General features: G+C 47.9%; 12 protein-coding genes and 1 pseudogene. 6 read left to right on the top strand and 7 right to left on the bottom strand.

The window, feature by feature from the left end:
• Nucleotides 1-80 precede the first annotated feature (80 nt).
• Together QT992_RS30015 and QT992_RS30010 are read right to left on the bottom strand one after the other, a co-directional pair.
• Nucleotides 81-623 carry a GIY-YIG nuclease family protein gene (locus QT992_RS30015; RefSeq protein WP_333320717.1) on the bottom strand — a complete coding sequence of 181 codons (543 nt, stop codon included), beginning with the start codon at nucleotides 621-623 and terminating at the stop codon, nucleotides 81-83.
• A gap of 44 nt (nucleotides 624-667) precedes the next feature.
• Nucleotides 668-1,009, bottom strand: a complete 342-nt coding sequence (locus QT992_RS30010; protein ID WP_333320719.1) for a hypothetical protein — start codon at nucleotides 1,007-1,009, stop codon at nucleotides 668-670.
• Nucleotides 1,010-1,464: 455 nt separating this feature from the next.
• Between QT992_RS30010 and QT992_RS30005 the strand changes: the two genes are divergently transcribed.
• Complete coding sequence (locus QT992_RS30005; RefSeq protein ID WP_333339439.1) at nucleotides 1,465-2,262, top strand: hypothetical protein; 798 nt, start codon at nucleotides 1,465-1,467, stop codon at nucleotides 2,260-2,262.
• Between the two features lie 107 nt (nucleotides 2,263-2,369).
• On the opposite strand, the gene QT992_RS30000 is transcribed toward QT992_RS30005, so the two are convergent.
• Together QT992_RS30000 and QT992_RS29995 are read right to left on the bottom strand one after the other, a co-directional pair.
• Complete coding sequence (locus QT992_RS30000; RefSeq protein ID WP_333339436.1) at nucleotides 2,370-3,233, bottom strand: sulfite exporter TauE/SafE family protein; 864 nt, start codon at nucleotides 3,231-3,233, stop codon at nucleotides 2,370-2,372.
• Between the two features lie 185 nt (nucleotides 3,234-3,418).
• Nucleotides 3,419-4,261 (bottom strand): pentapeptide repeat-containing protein, encoded by an 843-nt coding sequence (locus QT992_RS29995; protein ID WP_333285719.1) that lies wholly within the window; start codon nucleotides 4,259-4,261, stop codon nucleotides 3,419-3,421.
• A 655-nt stretch (nucleotides 4,262-4,916) separates the two neighbouring features.
• Between QT992_RS29995 and ilvD the strand changes: the two genes are divergently transcribed.
• Entirely contained in the window at nucleotides 4,917-6,602 is a 1,686-nt protein-coding gene (ilvD, locus tag QT992_RS29990; RefSeq protein ID WP_333339432.1) for a dihydroxy-acid dehydratase, read from the top strand.
• A gap of 120 nt (nucleotides 6,603-6,722) precedes the next feature.
• Here ilvD and QT992_RS29985 read toward each other — a convergent pair whose 3' ends face one another.
• The 3 genes from QT992_RS29985 to QT992_RS29975 form a co-directional block, all read right to left on the bottom strand.
• Nucleotides 6,723-6,878 carry a hypothetical protein gene (locus QT992_RS29985; RefSeq protein WP_333339430.1) on the bottom strand — a complete coding sequence of 52 codons (156 nt, stop codon included), beginning with the start codon at nucleotides 6,876-6,878 and terminating at the stop codon, nucleotides 6,723-6,725.
• A 41-nt stretch (nucleotides 6,879-6,919) separates the two neighbouring features.
• Nucleotides 6,920-7,450, bottom strand: a complete 531-nt coding sequence (locus tag QT992_RS29980) for a hypothetical protein (protein ID WP_333320728.1) — start codon at nucleotides 7,448-7,450, stop codon at nucleotides 6,920-6,922.
• Between the two features lie 320 nt (nucleotides 7,451-7,770).
• Nucleotides 7,771-7,947, bottom strand: coding sequence for a hypothetical protein (locus QT992_RS29975; RefSeq protein ID WP_333320729.1), 177 nt, complete (start codon nucleotides 7,945-7,947; stop codon nucleotides 7,771-7,773).
• Nucleotides 7,948-8,598: 651 nt separating this feature from the next.
• On the opposite strand from QT992_RS29975, the gene QT992_RS29965 reads away from it, so the two are divergent.
• From QT992_RS29965 to QT992_RS29950, 4 genes and pseudogenes are all read left to right on the top strand, one after another.
• Nucleotides 8,599-17,256 (top strand): PAS domain S-box protein, encoded by an 8,658-nt coding sequence (locus QT992_RS29965; RefSeq protein WP_333339427.1) that lies wholly within the window; start codon nucleotides 8,599-8,601, stop codon nucleotides 17,254-17,256.
• 13 nt (nucleotides 17,257-17,269) lie between these two features.
• A complete protein-coding gene (locus QT992_RS29960) occupies nucleotides 17,270-18,346 on the top strand; it encodes a response regulator (RefSeq protein ID WP_333339424.1) in 1,077 nt (358 codons plus the stop codon).
• A 57-nt stretch (nucleotides 18,347-18,403) separates the two neighbouring features.
• The gene (locus QT992_RS29955; protein ID WP_333378393.1) at nucleotides 18,404-19,537 is read left to right on the top strand and encodes a hybrid sensor histidine kinase/response regulator; all 1,134 of its coding nucleotides are present in this window, start codon (nucleotides 18,404-18,406) and stop codon (nucleotides 19,535-19,537) included.
• Between the two features lie 516 nt (nucleotides 19,538-20,053).
• Nucleotides 20,054-20,335: pseudogene (locus QT992_RS29950) on the top strand (RNA-guided endonuclease TnpB family protein); the annotation flags it as partial.
• Nucleotides 20,336-20,409 lie beyond the last annotated feature (74 nt).

Below are 20,409 nucleotides of genomic sequence, written 5' to 3'. Positions count from 1 at the left end.
GTATTGTACAATACGCGAGCGGGGACGCTCGCACTACAATAAAAAAAATGCTTTTTACAAAACTGAGATGCTCCCGGCAGTCAGGACTTTAAATCCAACAATCCGCTCGTTTTGAGCTTGGGATTAAACCGGATTTCTTCAGTTACGCCGCGAGCTTTCAGCAGTGCGAAAATTTCATTTTCCACGCGCCGCGCGACATTTTTCAACAATTTATCTTTGGCAATTTCATCGGCGAAGATACCTTCATAATTTGCCGTTTCTTGGGCAGTCATTACAGTTTTGGTGTCGATGGGATCGTTCCATTTGGCAGCATCGGCACCGTTACCTTGGGGTTGGGAACCGTTTTCGGCAATCCAACTTTCTCTAATGCTTTCTAGAATAGTGCGGCTGGGCTTGTCAATAGTTTGGACTTTCAGCCAGTAGCAATATTGGGTTTGCCGTACCAAATGCTGTTTGAGGCTGAGGTAAATGTCGCGAGAATAGCCGACAAATTGCAGGACTTTATCGCTGTCAAAAATCGCGTAAACGCCGATTTTTCCCTGGAGAAAATCGGGCAATTTCCCCTCGGAGTCTATGTAGGGAATGAATTCTAAGCTGGCGAGAGATTGAATGTCTTCTGTCATCCGATTTTAGATTTTAGATTTTAGATTTTAGATTTAACCACAGATTAACCAGCCTTTACCTCAGTCTTGAAAACTCGATAAATTGCACAGAGGCGGCTGGGTTTAAATATTTTGGCTTGGAACATGAAATTAGGGGGGACGTTGACGATCGCAAAATCGCTCGATTGATGATACTTTTCAAATTCCGCAGGCATTCCCTTCGGCGTCTCGCTGCTGTAAGGGACGGGCTGAAAAAGTAACTCGGCAAACTCAATGCGCGAGCATTGCAATTGTAGCGCTATTTGTTTGACAAAGCTTTCACCGGTTAATAAACCGAACAGTGCAGTTTTAGCATCGGGTTCGAGGACAAAACTGCTATCGTAGCTTTCAATAATCTTAAGACCCATTTTCTGTATACTCCTGACAGACGGCGGTGAACGCTTATTGGTTAACTGTTGAGCGATCGACTTAATCCTGAATTTTACCTGAGACTGAGCGTTTTAAACGCAGAAGGTCAATCGATTTTAGATTTTAGATTTTAGATTTTAGATTAAAGAATTGAAGTATTGACTTGCGCGAGATAAATACGTTCGGCTCCTTTATCGGATACAGGTTTTTTATTTCTGGACGGATGAATCACGTGGCGGGTATCCTCGATGCTTGATTGTCAATCGATTTTAGATTAAAGATTAAAGAATTGAAGCATTGACTTGCGCCAGATGAATCACGTGGCGGGTATCCTGGATGCTTTCGGTCAATAAAAATACCACAATCCGGAAATTTTGACAAATAGCCCTGATTTATTTGCCGATCGCTTTTATCATGTCGGTATCGCCATCTATCCGACTACGACGAAAAGGCTATGCAGAAGATTGAAAAAGCATCATTCCCGGCTTCCAGAAGTGCCCCGAACCAGCCGGACTGGCTAGAATTGGTAGAATACGCCTCTGTTGCTGGTTCAGCTATTGGCACGATTGCTGCAGGATTGTCGGGCCAAATTGTCTACGCTGCCGCTCCCTTAACCGCAGCACTCTCGATAAATCTCGCCAATCGCCAGCGTTTCGAGCAACAAATGCAACAAAAGGCAAATTCTGCGATCGCGGACGTACAGGCCTCCGTAGAACCTCGCTCGCAGCAAGTTCAGATACTACCTGGAGAACCTGCGGAACTCTACACCGCTGTCTCCGACTTGCAGCAAAAACTCCTGGGCTTGGAATCCGGCGTCATCGCCGAGGTACAAGCTGCCGTAGCCTCCCTCGAACGCCAAGCCCAGGCGCTGCCTGCAGATTCTCAGGATTTCCACACGCAACTGTCAGATTTGCAGCAAAAACTCCGCATTTTGGAAAATAGCGCCCTCAGAGAGCATGATTGGGAAAATGTCAACGTCCGATTTTTATTGATGGGCGAACAGTTAACTGAAGTTAAAACTATTACGGCTCAGTTACAGGAGCGATCGAACGAAGTAGACTTGGATACAATCCAAGGTTCTCTCAAGCAATTGCAGGATTTGCTCGATCGACCCACAATAGACACAGGGATGCTGCAAACCGAGATTCAGAATTTGCAGCAGCAAGTGTCCGAGTTGCAGAGACAAAATCAAGAAATTGTCAAGCCTTATTTGCAGCGTCTGACTCGCGCCGTGAAGAAACTGAGTCAGTAGTCAACTGTCAACTGTCAACTTCAACTGTCAACTGTCATTGTAGCCATAACCTTGTTCCCAGGCTCTGCCTGGGAATACATACCCGGAGGCTCTGCCTCAATTACCAATTACCCGTTAATAAATTTTTGCCAAGCTTGCCAGAAAACATAAATCGATAACACTGCCAAGAGCGATCGAAAAGCTAAACTAACAATACGATCGGGCAATCTCGGCAAAAACCGCGTGCTCACCTGCGCGCCCAACAAACCGCCGCCGCCAAGAATTAACCCCACAACCCACAAAACATTCCCGCGCGCCGCGTGTCCCGCCGTCGCCGAAATTGCCGTGATGACGATGACGCCCAAGCTGGTTTGAATTGCGGTTTTAATGCTTTCTCCTAACAGCAAAATTTGCAGGGGAACCATAATTACGCCGCCGCCTACGCCGAACAAACCCGCTAATAAACCCGCCGCACTGCCGGTAGCAATTTTAGCAAAAGTTGGATGGAATATAATATTTGAATTATTGGGTAATTCGTGATTGGTAATTGGTAATTGAGCATTTTCTCCTTGTCCCGCTTGTCCTCCCAGTTCCCCTTGTTCTACTTCCGCTTTCTTCTTAGCTGTCAGGCGCTTGCGAACTTCAATCAAATAAATATTCAGCCACAGCAACAGCCCAAAAGTAAGTAACAGCAAGTAAGGCGGAAAAATCCCCGCCAAATAAGCACCGATTTGTGCTGTAAGGACGGCTGGAAATCCAATGCCTGCGACTTGACTCAAGCTGAGGTAGCCCATGCGCCAATTCTGGATGCTGCCAGAAATAGCTGTAATGACGATCGACAAACCGCTAGTAGCAACCGCCTGCACCGGAGCGTAATTGAGAGCCACCAACAAAGGCACGAGCACCGTACCGCCGCCGATACCCAAAAATCCAGCTAGAATTCCGGCAAAAATTCCCGCCGCACCCAACATCAATAATTCAGTGATACTCATTAGTCATTAGTCAGTAGTCAGTAGTCAGTAGTCAGTAGTCATTAGTCAGTAGTCATTAGTCATTAGTCATTAGTCATTAGTCATTAGTCAGTAGTCATTAGTCATTAGTCATTAGTCATTAGTGAACAGTGAACAGTGAACAGTCAACAGTGAACAGTCAACAATCACCAATCAACAATCAAATTTTAAGAATCATTAGTCGTGCCGTCGGGCATAATTGCCCGCCTCAAATCTGCATCGCGGAAGTTAGTTCGATTGAGATTAGCATCAATCAAAACCGCTTCCACCAAAACCGCCCCGCTAAAATTAGACCAGCACAGCTTTGCCCGGTACAAATTAGCACCGCTCAAATTAGCTCTTGCCAGCGTTGACCAACTCACATTAGCAACTCTCAAATTAGCATTGCTCAGATTAGCGTCGGTGAGATTAGCTCCAACCATCGTTACTTGGCGCAAGTCTGCACCAGCCAAGTTGGCCCCGCTCACCATCGCCCCGCTGAGAATTGCCTGATTTAGGTTAGCTCTTTCTAAAAGCGACTCGCTGAGGATGGCATTTGTCAGGTTTACCGCTTTGAGAGTTGACCAACTCAAATTTGCCTTCATCAAATTAATGCGAATCATGCTAGCGTCGGTTAAGTTGGCCGCAAACAAATTCGCTTCGGTAAAGTTGGCTTCGGTCAAATTAGCTTCCGTCAAATTAGCCTTAGTCATGTTGACTTCTCTGGCCATTGATCCGCGCAGGTTGGCTCCCATCAGGTTAGCCCCGCTGAGATTGGCACGGCTCAAATCGGTACCGATGAGATTTGCTTCGCTGAGGTTGGCTTCCGTCAAGTCCACCCCTGCCAATTTCACCTCGCGCAAGTTCGCACCCGTCAGGTTAGCGCCTTTGAGGTTTGCGTCTTGGAAATTCGATCGGGTAAAGTTAGCCTCGCTGAGGTTTACCCCTTTTAAGTCGGCCCCGACGAGGTTAATCTCTCGAAAATTTCTTTCTCCGGCCGCATATTGCCTCAGAATTCGATCGGCCTCCATGTCATTCGCCTCGCAATTTTTTTTAAACGTTAGAGTGATGGGTGTTACCACATCATCCCAGATAACCACGGTATTCACTCTGCACGCTGTAGTATCTGTAGAATTTTTCCCTTGCTTTCGGGACACTGCTGTGCCACTCCCTCTTAAAGGGCCTGACCGAAGAACGAGCCCGCCGGGCCCCCGGCCCCGGCCGTGGGGATAAGTCGGTAGCGGTTTCAACCGCCTGAGCGTGTTTGATATAATTTGAGTAGCAAGTAAGAACAACCATCTACGTGAGGAATCATTCTAGTACGGAGGAATCCCGGCAACGGAGATATCCGCCTTTGATGCGGAATACTTAAAGGGCAAATAATGGCAGAGTGAGGAGCGTACCTATCTGGCTTTTGTGGTGGACAAAGACAAGCGAAAAAAAAATTGAAAGTAAGCGCAATTGCAACACCGCTGGTGCTGGTAGTTGTTTTGAGCGTCTAGGGGGACTTTTGCCTGTCCCTTTCAAGTTCGTCTTGAAGAATCCCCCGGCCCCGGCCGTGGGGAGTGTCAAAAATATCAACGCTTCTGAGAAAATTAAAATAGCGTAAAACTCTCGGCACTGGGCAGTCAACAGCCAGCAGCAAAGAAAAACAGACAACAGACAACAGAGAAAGGAAATTTTAAAATGCCTGAAAATTTGAGAAGCCAAGCTGTGACTGGGGGCGTGCAGCGCGCGCCCAACCGAGCAATGCTGCGGGCAGTCGGTTTTGGTGACGGCGATTTCACTAAGCCGATTGTGGGGATTGCCAACGGGTACAGCACAATTACGCCCTGCAATATGGGATTGAACGACCTCGCTTTGCGGGCTATTGCGGGTGCAAAGGAAGCTGGGGCGATGCCGCAGATGTTCGGTACGATTACTATCAGCGACGGGATCTCGATGGGAACTGAAGGGATGAAATATTCTCTGGTGTCGAGAGATGTGATTGCGGATTCGATAGAAACTGTTTGCAACGGCCAAAGTATGGACGGGGTGCTGGCTATCGGCGGTTGCGATAAAAATATGCCGGGGGCGATGATTGCGATCGCCCGCATGAACATTCCTGCTATTTTTGTTTACGGCGGCACGATCAAACCAGGACACCACAACGGACAGGATTTAACCGTTGTTAGCGCTTTTGAAGCCGTCGGCCAATTCAGCGCGGGCAAAATTGACGAAACAGAACTCAATGCAGTAGAACAAAAAGCTTGTCCGGGTGCGGGTTCTTGCGGCGGAATGTTCACGGCAAATACGATGTCGAGCGCTTTTGAAGTGATGGGCATGAGTTTGCCTTATTCTTCGACAATGGCTGCTGAGGATGCCGAAAAAGCTGACAGCGCTGCCGAATCTGCAAAAGTGCTGGTGGAAGCTGTCCGCAAACAGTTGTTACCGAGCCAAATTTTGACACGAGCGGCCTTTGAAAATGCGATCGCGGTCATCATGGCAGTGGGCGGTTCAACCAACGCTGTGCTGCATTTATTGGCCATTTCAAATGCGATCGGCGTTGAGTTGTCCCTCGACGATTTTGAAACTATTCGAGCAAAAGTACCAGTGCTGTGCGACCTCAAACCCAGCGGCAAATACGTAGCAACCGATTTGCACAAAGCCGGCGGCATTCCTCAAGTAATGAAAATGCTGCTAGAAAAGGGTTTGCTGCACGGAGACGCGCTGACAATTACCGGTCAAACAGTTGCTGAAGTGTTAGCAGATATTCCAGCCGAACCCCGCACCGACCAAGATGTCATCCGCCCTTGGAACAACCCGCTTTACGCCCAAGGACATTTAGCAATTCTCAGGGGAAATCTGGCAACAGAAGGAGCAGTTGCTAAAATTACTGGCGTTAAAAAACCGCAAATTACCGGCCCGGCGCGGGTATTTGAATCAGAAGAAAATTGTTTGGAGGCAATTTTAGCGGGCAAAATTCAAGCCGGAGATGTGATTATCATCCGCTACGAAGGGCCCAAAGGCGGGCCGGGAATGCGCGAAATGTTAGCACCAACTTCGGCAATTATTGGCGCCGGTTTGGGCGATTCTGTAGGGTTAATTACTGACGGCCGCTTCTCTGGCGGAACTTACGGCATGGTTGTCGGTCACGTTGCACCGGAGGCGCAAGTAGGAGGCACAATTGCTTTGGTAAAAGAGGGCGATTCGATTACGATTGATGCTCAAAATCGCTTGTTGCAGCTCAATGTTTCTGATGCAGAATTGGAGCAGCGGCGCGCTCTTTGGCAGCCTCCTAAACCTCGCTATACTAGGGGGGTTTTGGCTAAATATGCTAAGTTGGTTTCTTCTAGCAGTATCGGTGCTGTAACTGATTTGGGTTTGGGTTAAAGTAGGAATTTTTGTAACCGCAGATGAAGGCAGACAAACGCAGATAAACCCAGATAAATAAAATCCTATCTGCGTTCATCTGTGTCCATCCCCTGATATCTGCGGTTACAAAATTCCAAATTAACTGCGCTGATTCAAAAAGCGGCCTGCCATCGACATGGCGTCAGTAATATCTACGCCGCCGTCTCTATCTGCATCTAAAGTAGGAATTTTTTTAACCGCAGATGAAGGCAGATAAACGCAGATAAACGCAGATAAAATCCTATCTGCGTTCATCTGTGTCCATCCGCTGATATCTGCGGTTTCAAAATTCCAAATTAACCGCGCTGATTCAAAAAGCGGCCTGCCATCGACATGGCGTCAGTAATATCTACGTCGCCGTCTCCATCTGAATCTAAAAATGTATTCAAAACGGGATTTCCGCCCTGGGCTGGGTTTTGGGCGTTGCTGCCGGTTTTTAGCAAATTCAGCACCAGCGGCACCAAAACAGGTATCATCGCCTGCACTGTGGCGTTATTCAAACCGGTTCTGTGGGCGATATCGTTCACTATCTGCGTCAGTTGGCCTGCGCCGAACAAACTCTGTACCGCTTGCGGATTGGGATTTGTGCCGCTAAATTGGTTGACAACTTGTTGAGCTTGTGCGTCTCCTGACTGCGATCGCACGTTTTGCAATGCCGATCGCACGTATCCGCCCAAAACCGACATTGCTAGCTGAGTCGTGCCCGTATTGACGCCCTGGTTGCTGCTCAACTGCTCTACCGCACCGAGAATGTTGCCCAACTGATTGGGGTTTGCTTGTTGGTTGGGATTGTCGATCGCGCTCAAAATTTGGTCAAATAGTCCCATAATTTTCGCTCCGTACAGTGATTGCTCAACTTTAAATTATAGCAACTCCTGTTTTTCAAGATTACCGAAAATAGTTTTGATTTGGGTCTTATCACTCATCTATTGGCGTAGCGACAGCCATTCAAGAAGCAATCTCATACCATTTTAGATTTGATTTAGGGGAGCATCTCCTATTTGTAAAAACACTTCTTCTGGCTCCTTCCTTCTTCCTTCTTCCTCTTTTCTCCTGGCTCCTGACTCCTGACTCCTAACTCCTATTTCTAGCGGAGGGCTGCTTTCATTGAGATGCTCCCGATTTTAGATTTTAGATTGGGAATGAATTATGACCTCAGAGTTGGGATCGCGGGCCTGCACTTGCCTTCTTTTTTGAAACTGGTTTCTCCTCTAACTTCTACTCCATGAATTACGGCGTAGGCGAGATATAACTCCGCTTCAAACATTTCTGCCGCTAATTCATCTTTTTTAAGCTGTTGCCACTTCCATTTAATTTGGTTCATTTGGGAACAATCTTCTGGCAATAAGAAGATATATAACCCCTGCTTCTCCCACTTTGACCATAACTGTTGGACTTGCCTTAATCGGTGTATTAAGCCCTTGTCTTGTACGATTGTGCTGAGCGTCCAAAAGGTTTAACCTAGTCTCTCTCAAGCGTTATAGTTTCCAAGTGATTCGCTGAGAAAATGCCAGAGTTTTTGTTCATTGCTTAATCCCACTACACGAGATATTGCTGGTAGTTTTTTACGCTTAATATCAGAAAATACCCACATGAAAGTAATTAAACGCCTCACAAATTCTCACTTCGGGAAGAGTGTTCTGTATGCTATGTATAATTCACAGTAATCGTCAACAAATTTTATCGTTACGGCGGGTTCTCCGAGATTCCACTTACTCCAGTAAATGGTTGAGGACACTTCCTGTTTTTATCATCTCATGAAAGTGATGAAAGAGCGTTACCTGAGAGTTACAGAATTTCCCTAAGTCATTTCCGATAAAAGCGAACAGTAAGTAAATATAATATTTAAAGAATGTCGTGCATCTAAGTAATTCTTCTCCGTACTAGGGATCGCCCCACGCTACGCTATCAGCTCACGTAAGTGTTTAAGGGGAAGTGTTTAAAAAAATAATCAGCAATAAAATCCTATAAAATCATGTTCATTCGTACTACGGCTCTCACTCCAATAGAACTCAAAACTGCCATCATCCGGGAGCCCTTGGTGGTTTCGCCCGATACGACGGTGATGGATGCGATCGCCCAAATGAGCGGCGTGCGATCGCTCTGCAACACCGCTAGAACGGCGGATGGTCAACTCGAAGACCTCCACATAGAGGCGCGATCGAGCTGCGTGTTGGTAGTGGAAAACGAGCAAGTGGTCGGCGTACTGACCGAGCGAGACATGGTGCGGCTGAGTGCCCAGCAGCGTTCCTTGGAGAATTTGGTGCTCCGGGAGGTGATGACACACCCCGTCGTCACCTTCCGCGAGTCCGCCTTCACCGATTTATTTTTTGCGATTAATCTGCTCCAACATCACCACATTCGCCATTTGCCCATCGTGGACGAGCTCGATCGCCTAGTGGGCCTAGTGACTCACGAAAGTCTGCGCCAAATATCTCGACCCCTCGACTTGTTGCGGTTGCGTATGGTAGCAGAAGTGATGACCCGCGAAGTGATTTGTACTGCGCCAGATTCTTCCCTACTGGCGATCGCCCAACTTATGGCAGAGCATCGCGTCAGTTCCGTGATGATTGTACACCCAGGCGGCATCTCTACTGAACCGCTACAAATGCCAGTGGGGATTCTCACCGAGCGGGATATTGTGCAATTTCAGGCCTTGGGCTTGAACATGGAAACCTGTCGGGCTGAGGCGGTGATGAGTACACCAATTTTTAAGGTTAAGCCAGAGGAGTCGCTCTTGACTGTGCAGCAGATCATGGAGCAGCGATCGATCCGTCGGTTGGCGGTGACAGGGGAACAAGGGGAGTTACTGGGTATTGTCACCCAGACCAGTTTGCTGCAAGCCCTCAACCCGCTGGAGCTATACAAACTGGTCCAGAAGTGGGAAGAGAAGGTGGTGCGCCTAGAGGCGGAAAAGGTGGCGCTGCTGGCAAATCGCAACCTTGAGCTCGAGCAACAGGTGGAAACTCGGACAGCCGCTCTCAACACCAAGGTACAACGAGAGAAATTACTCGCAGACTTGGCCACCCAAATTCGCTCGTCCCTAAGCCTGCAAACGATTTTGGATACGACTGTGCAGCAGGTGCGGCAAGTGCTCGGCTGCGCTCGCGTCAATATTTGGCGGTTTGAAGCCGATCGGGAAATCGTTGTCGTGGCAGAATCCACCGACTCGTCCCTGTCTCTGTTGGGCCAACGGGTCAATGATACCTGCTTTAAGCAAGACAATCCTGAGATTTATCGTCAAGGACATGTTCGCGTCGTACCAGATATCTCCACAGCCAACATATCAGACTGTCATCGGCAGATGCTGATCCGCCTCCAGACAAAAGCCAAAATTTTGGTGCCGCTACTGTGTGGCGATGAGTTATGGGGCTTGCTCAATGCCAGCGAAAGCCAGCACGCCCGCGACTGGCAACCGGAAGAAGTCGAACTGGTACAAGCCTTATCAGTGCATCTGGCGATCGCCATTGGGCAAGCCACGATCCACCAAAAATTGCAGAAGGAACTAATCAAGCGACAGCGGATCGAAGCCACCCTGATCGAGAGCGAAGAACGCTACGCCGCCCTTGCGGCAGCCGCTCCGGTGGGGATTTTTCGCACCGATGGGGAGGGGCTATGCACCTATGTCAACGATCGCTACTTTCAGATCAGCGGACTCACACCAGGAGCCACTATCGGACAGGGATGGCAACGAGGAGTGCACTCCGACGATCGCCATTGGGTCATTGCCAAATGGGAGCAATTCATCCAAGGTAACGACTCTTTTGAACTCGAATATCGCTTTCAACGTCCCGACGGTGAAGTAACGTGGGTTTATGGGCAGTGCGTCCCCGAACTCGATGCCAATGGACATCGGAGCGGCTATATAGGCACCATTACCGACATTAGCGATCGCAAACGAACAGAAGCCTCCCTGCAAGAGAGCGAAGAACGCTACGCCACCCTAGTGGAAGTCGCACCAGTGGGGATTTTCCGCACCGATCCAGTGGGCAACTGCATCTATGTTAACGATCGCTGGTGTCAGATCGGCGGACTCACCCCAAAAGCCGCCATCGGGGAAGGATGGCGGCAAGGGCTGCACCCCGAAGATCGCGACTCGATCGCCCTCGAATGGCAACAATCTGCCCAAGAAAATCGCCCTTTCCGGCTCGAATATCGCTTTCAACGTCCCGACGGTGCTGTGGCTTGGGTATATGGGCAGTCCGTTGCCGAACTGGATGCAGACGGGCAAATAGTGGGCTATGTAGGCGCTATTACAGACATTAGCGATCGCAAACTTGCCGAAACCGCCCTGATCCAGAGCGAAGCCCAGAGCCGAGCCATATTAGCAGCAGTTCCAGACTTCATGTTTCGCATGGGTGCCGATGGTATTTATCGGGGGAGGGTGACAGCCCATCGTCCGCTCGACTTCCTGGGTACAGATTTCGATAGGCCTGGTGTGGCGATGGCGGATCTTATTTCAGGAGAAATTGCGACCCGACATCTACACCACCTAGAGCAAGCCTTACGCACAGGAGAACTGCAAGTTTATGAACAGCAGGTGCACATTGGCCCGCGCCTGCAATATGAAGAGGTCAGAGTTGTCAAGAGCGGCGAAGATGAAGCCTTGTTTATGATTCGAGACGTTACGGATCGCAAACAGGCCGAGCGACAACTGTACCAATTAAACCAACAGCTAGAAGCAAAAGTCGAAGAACGCACCCAAGAGCTTTGGCAAGTCAACAGCCTGCAACGCGCCATCCTCGATGGTGCTGATTACTCCATCATCTCCACTGACCTAACTGGCATCATCCAGACCTTTAATGCTGGAGCCGAAAGGATGCTCGGTTACAGTGCGGCAGAAATAGTGGGCAAAGTCACGCCTGCACTCATCCATGATGCAAACGAGGTAATTGACCGGGCATCCTCACTATCTGCCGAACTAAGGCAACATATTCCCCCCGGCTTTGAGGTTTTTGTTGCCAAAGCACGCCAAGGTATTCTCAGCGAAGAAGAGTGGAGCTATATCCGCAAAGATGGCTCTCGATTTCCTGTGTCGCTATCCATCAGCACCCTCAAGGATGTCAATCAACAAATTATCGGCTTTTTAGGCATCGCCAAAGATATTAGCGATCCCAAACGTGCAGAAGCAGAACTACAGAAAGTATCGGATCGCCTCGCTTTGGCGCTCAAATCAGGGGCGCTCGGCTGTTGGGAATGGGACATTGGACAAAATACCCTGTTTTGGGATGAGCGGATGTACGAACTCTATGGAGTCACTAAATCCTCTGATAGTCGTTTGGTCTACGACATTTGGGTAAACGGGCTACATCCTGATGACCGCAACTCTAACGACACATTGATCCGCCAAGCCGTATTAGGACAGGCAGAATTTGATACTGAATTTCGAGTGTTGCATCCCGATGGCAGCATCCACTTTATTAAAGCTTATGGAGTGGTGGCGCGAGATGCCCAAGGCAATCCCCAGAGCATGATTGGGGTTAACTTTGATATTAGCGATCGCAAACAAGCTGAACTCGAACGACAGCAGTTAATTCAAGAATTATCAGCCTTTAAACAGGCCTTGGATCAGTCTGCCGTTGTGGTCATTACCGATCGCGAAGGGGTGATATCCTACGTCAACGATCGCTTCTGTGCGAGGTCTGGCTACTCCCGCGATGAACTCATGGGCAAAACCCATCGCCTAGTCAACTCTGGCTATCATCCCCCTGCATTTTTCCAAGATTTGTGGCAGACCATTACTAGCGGTCAGGTTTGGCGCGGTGAAATTTGCAACCAGGCAAAAAACGGTAGCCTGTACTGGGTTGCCAGCACCATTGTCCCCTTTTTGGACGAAGGCGGGCGACCTTTTCAGTATCTAGCCATTCGCTTCGACATTACCGATCGCAAGTTGGCCGAAGCCACGCTTCGGCAGGAAAATACTTTCCGTCAACAAATTGTAGAAAACATGACAGAAGGGCTGTGCGTTTTCCATCAAGTTGAGGAGTTTCCCTTTGTCCGCTTCACAGTCTGGAATCAGCAAATGCAAACGATTACGGGTTACACCTTAGAAGAAATTAACCGTCTGGGGTGGTATCACAGCTTGTACCTGAATGATCAAGAATCTCAAAAACAGACGATCGCCGACCTGAAAAAGATGCGACAAAGGGGCAACTTCATCGCTCAGGAAAGGGAAATCCGGCGCCAAGATGGACTGTGCCGCACTATCTCCTTTTCCATCTCTATCCTATCGATGGATGATGAACATCTCTATGTGCTTTGCCTGATCCAAGACATTACTGAGCGTCAACAGACAGAGCGAGAAAATGGCCTGTTGAAAGAACGCCTCGAATTTCTTCTAGCCTCCAGTCCCGCCATGATCTATAGCTGTAAGCCCTATGGCGACTATGACGCAACCTTCATGAGCAAAAATATCGAAGCCATTTTGGGCTACACAGCAGAAGAATTTTTATCGACACCTGGGTTCTGGGCTAACCATCTTCACCCAGAAGATGCCCCTAGAGTTTTTACACATATATCGGCTCTCTTTGAACACAATACTCATCAGCATGAATATCGATTTTTGCATCGCGATGGTCACTACGTTTGGCTACGGGATGAGCTGCGTCTGCTGCGAGATATCGAAGGCAAGCCAATCGAGATTGTTGGCTATTTTGCAGATATTAGCGATATCAAACAAACCGAAGAAACCCTAAAAATACAACTGGCGGCAATTGAGGCGGCGATCGACGGCATTGCGATTATGCAAGGAGAGACCTACCTCTATGTGAATCAAGCCCATCTAACACTGTTTGGCTACGAACATCCCCAAGAACTGCTGGGCAAAACCTGGAAACTTTTGTATTCCCAACAGGAGTTAGAACGGTTTGAGCGGGAAGTCTTTCCGGTGCTGGGGCGCGATCGCGCTTGGGAGGGAGAGGCGATCGCCACCCGCAAAGATGGCTCTACCTTTGCCGAAGGGCTATCCCTCACCGTCACAGAGGATGGATTATTGATTTGTGTATGCCGGGATATCAGCGATCGCAAACAGATCGAAGCCCAATTAGCAGAGAGTGAAGCTAAATTCCGGCGGCTGGTAGAAGGGGCTAATGATTTGATCTGGTCATGCGAACCCGATGGCATACTCACTTATTTGTCACCGCAATTCAAGACCATGTTTGGCTGGGACGAGAGTGAATGGATTGGTAAGCCGTTTAGTTCTCTGGTGCATCCAGACGATCGCCCTTTGGTGGTGACTGATTATCGGGAGAATATCAAATTTGGTAAAAAGTCAAGTGATTATGAGTTCCGAGTTCGCCACCGAGATGGCAATTATGTCTGGGTGAGAAGCAGTCCCACACCCGTTATAAATGCTGAAGGGGAATTGATTAGCATCCAGGGAATTTTATCGGATATCAGCGATCGCAAACAAGCTGAACTCGCCAGGGAAAGCAGTGAAATCCGCTTCCGCCGGGTGTTTGAGTCCAGTGTGAGCGGCATGATATTTGCCGATTTTCAGGGGAACATTATCGATGCCAACGATCGCTTCTTACAGATGGTTGGCTACACGAGGGAGGAACTAAATGCGGGGCTAATTCATTGGGATGCCATGACCCCCCCCGAATATGCCCACGCTGATGTTGTAGCGATGGAGCGCGTGATGCAGGATGCCTCCAGCGAGCCCTGGGAAAAGGAATACTACCGTAAGGATGGCAGCCGCCTTTCTGTCCTGATGGGAGCCGCACTTCTTCCAGGCTCAGACGCTCAAACTATTTGTGTATTAGTAGACATCACCGAGCGCAAACAGGCCCAGAAGGCTTTGCAGGAATCTCAGCAGTTTCTGCAAACCGTACTCGATACCATCCCGCTTTCGGTGTTTTGGAAGAATCGAGAGTCGGTTTTTTTAGGATGCAATCAGCAGTTTGCCAAAACTCTAGGCTTGGCATCTACGACTGAAAGTATAGGTAAAACAGATTTAGATATTTGCCACGTAGAAGTCGAGGCGAACGATTATTGTGCGATGGATCGGCGGTTAATAGAAACGGGTGAAGCTATATTAGGGCTCGAAGAAACGCTAACCCTACCCAATGGTAAACCAATATTTATCGAAACCCACAAGGCTCCCCTGCGAGACTTCTCAGATAATGTTATTGGTCTGGTAGGCACGTTTCAGGATATCACCGATCGCAAAGAATCCGAAGCGAGATTGCAACAACAAGCAAAACAGGAACGTTTGCTGGGAGCGATTACTAAACGGATGCGATCGTCTCTGCATCTCGACGAGATTCTCAATAGCACTGTTGAGGAAATCCATCAGCTCTTGCAATCAGACCGAACGCTGGTTTATCGGGTTTATCCTGAAGGAGCGGGGGCTGCCATTGCTGAATCTGTTTCGCCAAATACGTCTAAGCTCCTGAATATCCTCTTCCCTGAAGAGGTTTTCCCCGAAGAGAACTACGATCGCTATATCCAAGGAAGAGTTTATGCCCTCAACGATAGGGAAGATGAAAACGAGTCAATCTTACCCTGCTTGGTTGAATTCCTCGCAGAAATCCAGGTCAGAGCCAAACTCGTAGTTCCAATTATTCAGAATCAAATCCTCTGGGGATTGCTGATTGTTCATCAATGCGATCGTCCGCGCCAATGGCAAGAGTGGGAAATCAATTTACTTAAACAAATTGCTAACCAATTAGCGATCGCCATTCAGCAATCTTACCTCTACGAACAGGTACAATCAGAACTGGCTATCCGCAAGCAAACAGAAAAGGCGATCGCTTTACAACTGCAACGGCAGCGAACTTTGGGAGAAATCGCCCAGCAAATTCGCGAATCGTTGGATATTAAGCAAATTTTGGCGACTGTGACACAGCAAGTCAAAGAAATCTTGCAAGGCGATCGGATCATCGTAATCCGGCTATTTGACAATGGCAGAAGTCAAATAGTTGAAGAATCTGTGTTGACCGAGTTTCCCGCGCTCAAAAACCTTCACTGGGACGACCAACTGTGGTCTCAAGAAATCCTCAACCACTATTGCCAGGGCAAGCCCCGTATCGTCCCCGATATAATGACCGATATGGGGACTAATTGCTTGGTGGAATACGCAAGCGTTGGTGAAGTCAAGTCCAAAATGGTTGCACCTATCCTGCAAGAAGTCCGAGGCAGCGAAAGCCATAGAGGGGTTGCCGCTGGGCAAACCAACAAGCTCTGGGGGGTTTTAGTTGTCCATGCTTGCCGAGAAAAGCGAGTCTGGCAAGAGTCTGAAGCGCAACTCCTGCAACAAATTGCTAACCAGTTGGCGATCGCGGTTCAACAAGCTAGCCTATTTGAGCAGTTGCAGCAAGAACTCACCGATCGACAACAAGCCCAGCAGCAACTCACCGAGCGCAACGAACAACTGGCAGTCTCTAACCAAGAGCTCGCCCGTGCTACCCGTCTCAAAGACGAATTCCTCGCCAACATGAGCCACGAACTCCGCACGCCCCTTAACGCCATTCTGGGCATGAGCGAGGGGCTACAAGAGCAAGTATTTGGCATCGTCAACGAACAACAAATCAAAGCTTTACAAACCATCGAGCGCAGTAGCTCTCACTTGCTAGAGTTAATCAACGACATTTTGGATGTCGCCAAAATTGAATCCGGTCAAATGGAGCTCGATTGCACCCCAGTTTCAATCAATCATCTCTGTCAATCCAGTCTGCCATTTATTAAACAACAAGCCCTGCAAAAACGCATCCAGCTAGAGATTAAAGTCCCACCCAATCTGCCCGACTTATTGATTGATGAACGGCGGATGCGCCAAGTCTTGATCAACCTGCTCAATAACGCGGTAAAATTCACTCCTAACGGAGGACGCATCACCCTAGAAGTCAGCCGTCAACAGCGCCGGGCCGACCCAGATTCTGCCGATTCCCCACCCCATTTTTTGGTCAAAGAGACTCTGCGAATTTCTGTCATCGATACAGGTATTGGTATTGCCCCAGAACATATCAACAAACTGTTTCAGCCCTTTATCCAAATCGATGGCGCCCTGAATCGTCAATATCAGGGGACAGGCTTGGGGCTTGCCCTGGTGAAACGCATTGTCGAACTCCACGGCGGGCAGGTGTTGCTCACCAGCACTGTGGGTGTAGGAAGTTGCTTCACGATCGAATTGGAGGGCAGGCACGGGGGCATCGAATTGGAGGGCAGGCACGGGGGCACTGCCCCTACTGGTGCGCCCTCCTCTGTTGCCCTGGAATCCCAGACAGAGCCCCGCATCGAACCCAGCGAACCCGAACAGGGAGGCTCTCCCTTAATCTTGCTGGCGGAAGACAACGAAGCCAATATCACTACGATTTCGAGCTACCTGAAAGCTAAAGGCTATCGCATTCTCTTGGCTAAGAATGGAGAAGAGGCGATCGCCCTGGCCAAGTCGGAAAACCCCAATCTAATTCTGATGGACATTCAAATGCCTGGTATGGATGGTCTAGAAGCTATGCAGCATATTCGCTGCGATCCAAACTTAGTCGATCTGCCGATCGTTGCCCTAACTGCCTTAGCCATGACGGGCGATCGCGATCGTTGCCTTGCCGCCGGGGCCAATGATTACCTCACCAAACCCGTCAAGCTGAAGCAATTGGCAAGCACTATTCAACAACTTTTAGCTTCTAAGTAAGTAAGGATAAGCCGTGAAAATACCATCCGTTTTGATCGTTGACGACGAGCCCAATAATTTTGATGTAATTGAAACCCTCTTGAGCGAGCAGGATTATCAATTGCATTACGCTGCCAGCGGGCAAGAAGCGATCGCATCCCTCGACATATTTGAGCCTGACCTTATTTTGCTGGATGTGATGATGCCAGGAATAGATGGCATCGAAGTTTGTCGGCAAATCAAAGCCATGTCAAAATGGCAAGCCGTTCCCATCATTATGGTGACAGCATTAAACTCAAAATCAGACCTTGCCCGTTGTCTCACTGCCGGCGCTGACGACTTCATTAGTAAACCTGTAACTGCTATTGAACTGCGTGCCAGAGTTCACTCCATGCTGCGAATTAAGCACCAGTATGACGACCTGCAAAACTTACTCAAATTGCGGGAAGATATGGTTAAAATGGTAGTTCACGATTTACGCAATCCCCTGGCTGGTATCTTGCTTGGCTTGGAACTCCTAACAAGCATAGAGTATCCTAGAGAACAACAACAAACCCAACTGGAGAGAATTTACTCCTCAGCACAAGCAATACAGCTATTAATTGATGATTTATTGCAAATTGCTTTACTCGAAGCAGGTGAAAATCGTCTCAATTACACAGAGGTTTATTTGTGCGCTCTCGTAAATTCTGCCATATCAAACTTTGAAGCAATCGCTGCTAAAAAAAATCAGTTGCTGGTCGCTCAGTTACCTGAAGAAACCAGTAGGAAAATCTCGGTTGATGCTACCCTGATACATCGAACGCTGGATAATCTTCTCTCGAATGCCATTAAGTTTTCCCCACGCTATAGTCAAATCATAGTGAATGTAGAATTCCTCACATCTGGCCATGCCAAAATCCAGGTTATCGACTCTGGGCCGGGTGTTCCTGATACATTGCGCCACAAGATTTTTGCGAAATACGAGATTGGAAATCTGATGTCGGATGTCTCTCAAATAGGGTTGGGTTTAGCTTTCTGCAAAATGGTCGTTGAGGCACATGGGGGCGAAATTGGTGTGAGAAGCAACAAACCAAAAGGTGCCATTTTTGAAATCACTTTGGCAGCATAGCTGACGGCTATCACCTGAAATCATAAAACTTTCTAAATTATTGGAGTCCTTACAATTATGTCTCAATTCTCTATCTTAATTGTTGATGATGAGCCGGATAACTTTGATGTGATTGAAACCCTGTTATCGGAGCAGGATTATCAATTGCATTATGCTGCCAGCGGGCAAGAAGCGATCGCATCCCTCGATATATTTGATCCGGCTCTTATTTTGCTGGATGTGATGATGCCGGGAATAGACGGCATCGAGATTTGCCGGCAAATCAAAGCCATGCCAAAATGGCAAGCCGTTCCCATCATTATGGTGACAGCATTAAACAGAAAGTCAGACCTTGCCAACTGTCTAAGTGCCGGAGCCGACGACTTCATCAGTAAACCTGTAAATGCTATTGAAATGCGTGCTCGCGTACATTCAATGCTCAGAATCAAGCAACAGTATGATAATATCCAGAACTCATACCACATCCAAGAAAATATCATCTATGTCTTGGAAAGCACCCTCAATGAGCTGCGTGGCAACTTAGCTTCTAGTCTATCCCACGAACTGAATACGCCACTCAATGGCATTTTAGCCACGATCGGGTTGCTCAAGGACGATATCGAAGACATGGATATCGCCGAAATCCGTGAGATGTTAGGGTGGGCCGATGAATCTGGCCGTCGCCTAGAAAAATTAACGAAAAAATTCCTGATTTATTTAGAATTAGAACTATCCGCAAGTCGCCAGCACAAGATCGAATCTGCCCAAACTCTATTTTCAGCTTCCGCCATTGAAGCCGAGTTGAAATACCAGGCTCAGAGCGTCAACCGTAGCAACGATATGTTGTTCACTCTTGAGGAAGCGGAGCTCGCTCTATCAGAGCGATATCTATCAACGATACTCCATGAATTAATTGATAATGCACTGAAATTTTCCTCACCAGAGACAACCATTAAAGTTAGTAGTCAAGTCGTAGGGGAGATGCTGCATTTATCTGTACATGACTCGGGGCAGGGCATGACAGAAGAGCAAATTGCTAAAATTGGTGCCTTCATGCAGTTTGAGCGCAAGAGCTATGAGCAGCAGGGCACCGGTATCGGCTTAAAAATTGTCCAGAAAATTGTCGAACTGGCAGGAGGAGAGTTCTCAATTACCAGCATCTATAAAAAGGAAACAACGGTACATCTCACTCTGCCGATTGTCGGGAATTAGCAATCGATTCCGGTGCAACCGGAATCATTGTTGACGGTTGACGGTTGACGGTTGACTGTTGACGGTTGAGTTGACGGTGAGTCAAAAAAATGAAAATTGCGCGAATTATTTGTTGGCAGCTTGATTCGACTTTACGCCCGACAATGAAGCGCGGATTTGATATCATTCCGGCGCAGCCGGAATTGATATGAGAAGGAATAAATTTGCTTTGCCTGGGAATGGCAACACATCAAAAAAGATGAACTAGCAGGACAAATATTTGACTCCGAATTAGAGCTTGCTTCTGCGGTAATTCATGGGGTAGAAGGTAAATAAAAAACCGTACACAACATTACCAAAAAACAGGTTCTAAAGCCCCGTCCTAGAAGGACGGCTTTAATTTCCACTTATTGCAAAGAATTGTTAAATATACGTATTTTTAACTAAAAGCTTTCGCAAAAGTGATAAGATTTTGTCATGATAGTTCTAGAGTTTAAGTTGAAAGGCAAAGCGGAGCAATATCGGGTCATCGACGAGATGATCAGAACAGCTCAATTTGTCCGAAACAAAACTCTTAGATATTGGATAGACAATTCCAGAGTTAAGCTAATTGCTCTGTACAAACAATGCGCCATTATGGCAAAAGAGTTTGAATGGGCAGGCAAACTTAACTCGATGGCACGTCAAGCCTCCGCTGAACGTGCCATTTTTGCTATCCAGCGTTTTTTTGCTAATTGCAAAGCAAAAACACCAGGCAAAAAGGGATACCCGCAGTTCAAAAAGCATACTCGTTCTGTCGAATACAAAACATCAGGATGGGTGCGATTCGTTTCCTCGAAAAATGGAGATATAAAACTCAAAGTGTACGAGGAGTAAGGGTTCAACCTCTCGTC

It is taken from the genome of Microcoleus sp. T3_D1 (assembly GCF_036700405.1).
Classification (GTDB): domain Bacteria; phylum Cyanobacteriota; class Cyanobacteriia; order Cyanobacteriales; family Microcoleaceae; genus Microcoleus.
The sequence above is the reverse complement of the archived record's forward strand: the minus strand, read 5'-3'. Positions and strand labels throughout refer to the sequence as shown.

Excerpts from the sequence above, each read along its gene's own strand:
- QT992_RS29965 (WP_333339427.1), top strand. The coding sequence starts at position 8,599 with ATGTTCATTCGTACTACGGCTCTCACTCCAATAGAACTCAAAACTGCC.
- QT992_RS29980 (WP_333320728.1), bottom strand. The coding sequence starts at position 7,450 with ATGGGACTATTTGACCAAATTTTGAGCGCGATCGACAATCCCAACCAA.
- QT992_RS29955 (WP_333378393.1), top strand. The coding sequence starts at position 18,404 with ATGTCTCAATTCTCTATCTTAATTGTTGATGATGAGCCGGATAACTTT.
- QT992_RS30000 (WP_333339436.1), bottom strand. The coding sequence starts at position 3,233 with ATGAGTATCACTGAATTATTGATGTTGGGTGCGGCGGGAATTTTTGCC.
- QT992_RS30015 (WP_333320717.1), bottom strand. The coding sequence starts at position 623 with ATGACAGAAGACATTCAATCTCTCGCCAGCTTAGAATTCATTCCCTAC.
- QT992_RS29985 (WP_333339430.1), bottom strand. The coding sequence starts at position 6,878 with ATGAACGCAGATAGGATTTTATCTGCGTTTATCTGCGTTTATCTGCCT.
- QT992_RS29995 (WP_333285719.1), bottom strand. The coding sequence starts at position 4,261 with ATGGAGGCCGATCGAATTCTGAGGCAATATGCGGCCGGAGAAAGAAAT.
- QT992_RS30005 (WP_333339439.1), top strand. The coding sequence starts at position 1,465 with ATGCAGAAGATTGAAAAAGCATCATTCCCGGCTTCCAGAAGTGCCCCG.
- ilvD (WP_333339432.1), top strand. The coding sequence starts at position 4,917 with ATGCCTGAAAATTTGAGAAGCCAAGCTGTGACTGGGGGCGTGCAGCGC.
- QT992_RS29975 (WP_333320729.1), bottom strand. The coding sequence starts at position 7,947 with ATGAACCAAATTAAATGGAAGTGGCAACAGCTTAAAAAAGATGAATTA.
- QT992_RS30010 (WP_333320719.1), bottom strand. The coding sequence starts at position 1,009 with ATGGGTCTTAAGATTATTGAAAGCTACGATAGCAGTTTTGTCCTCGAA.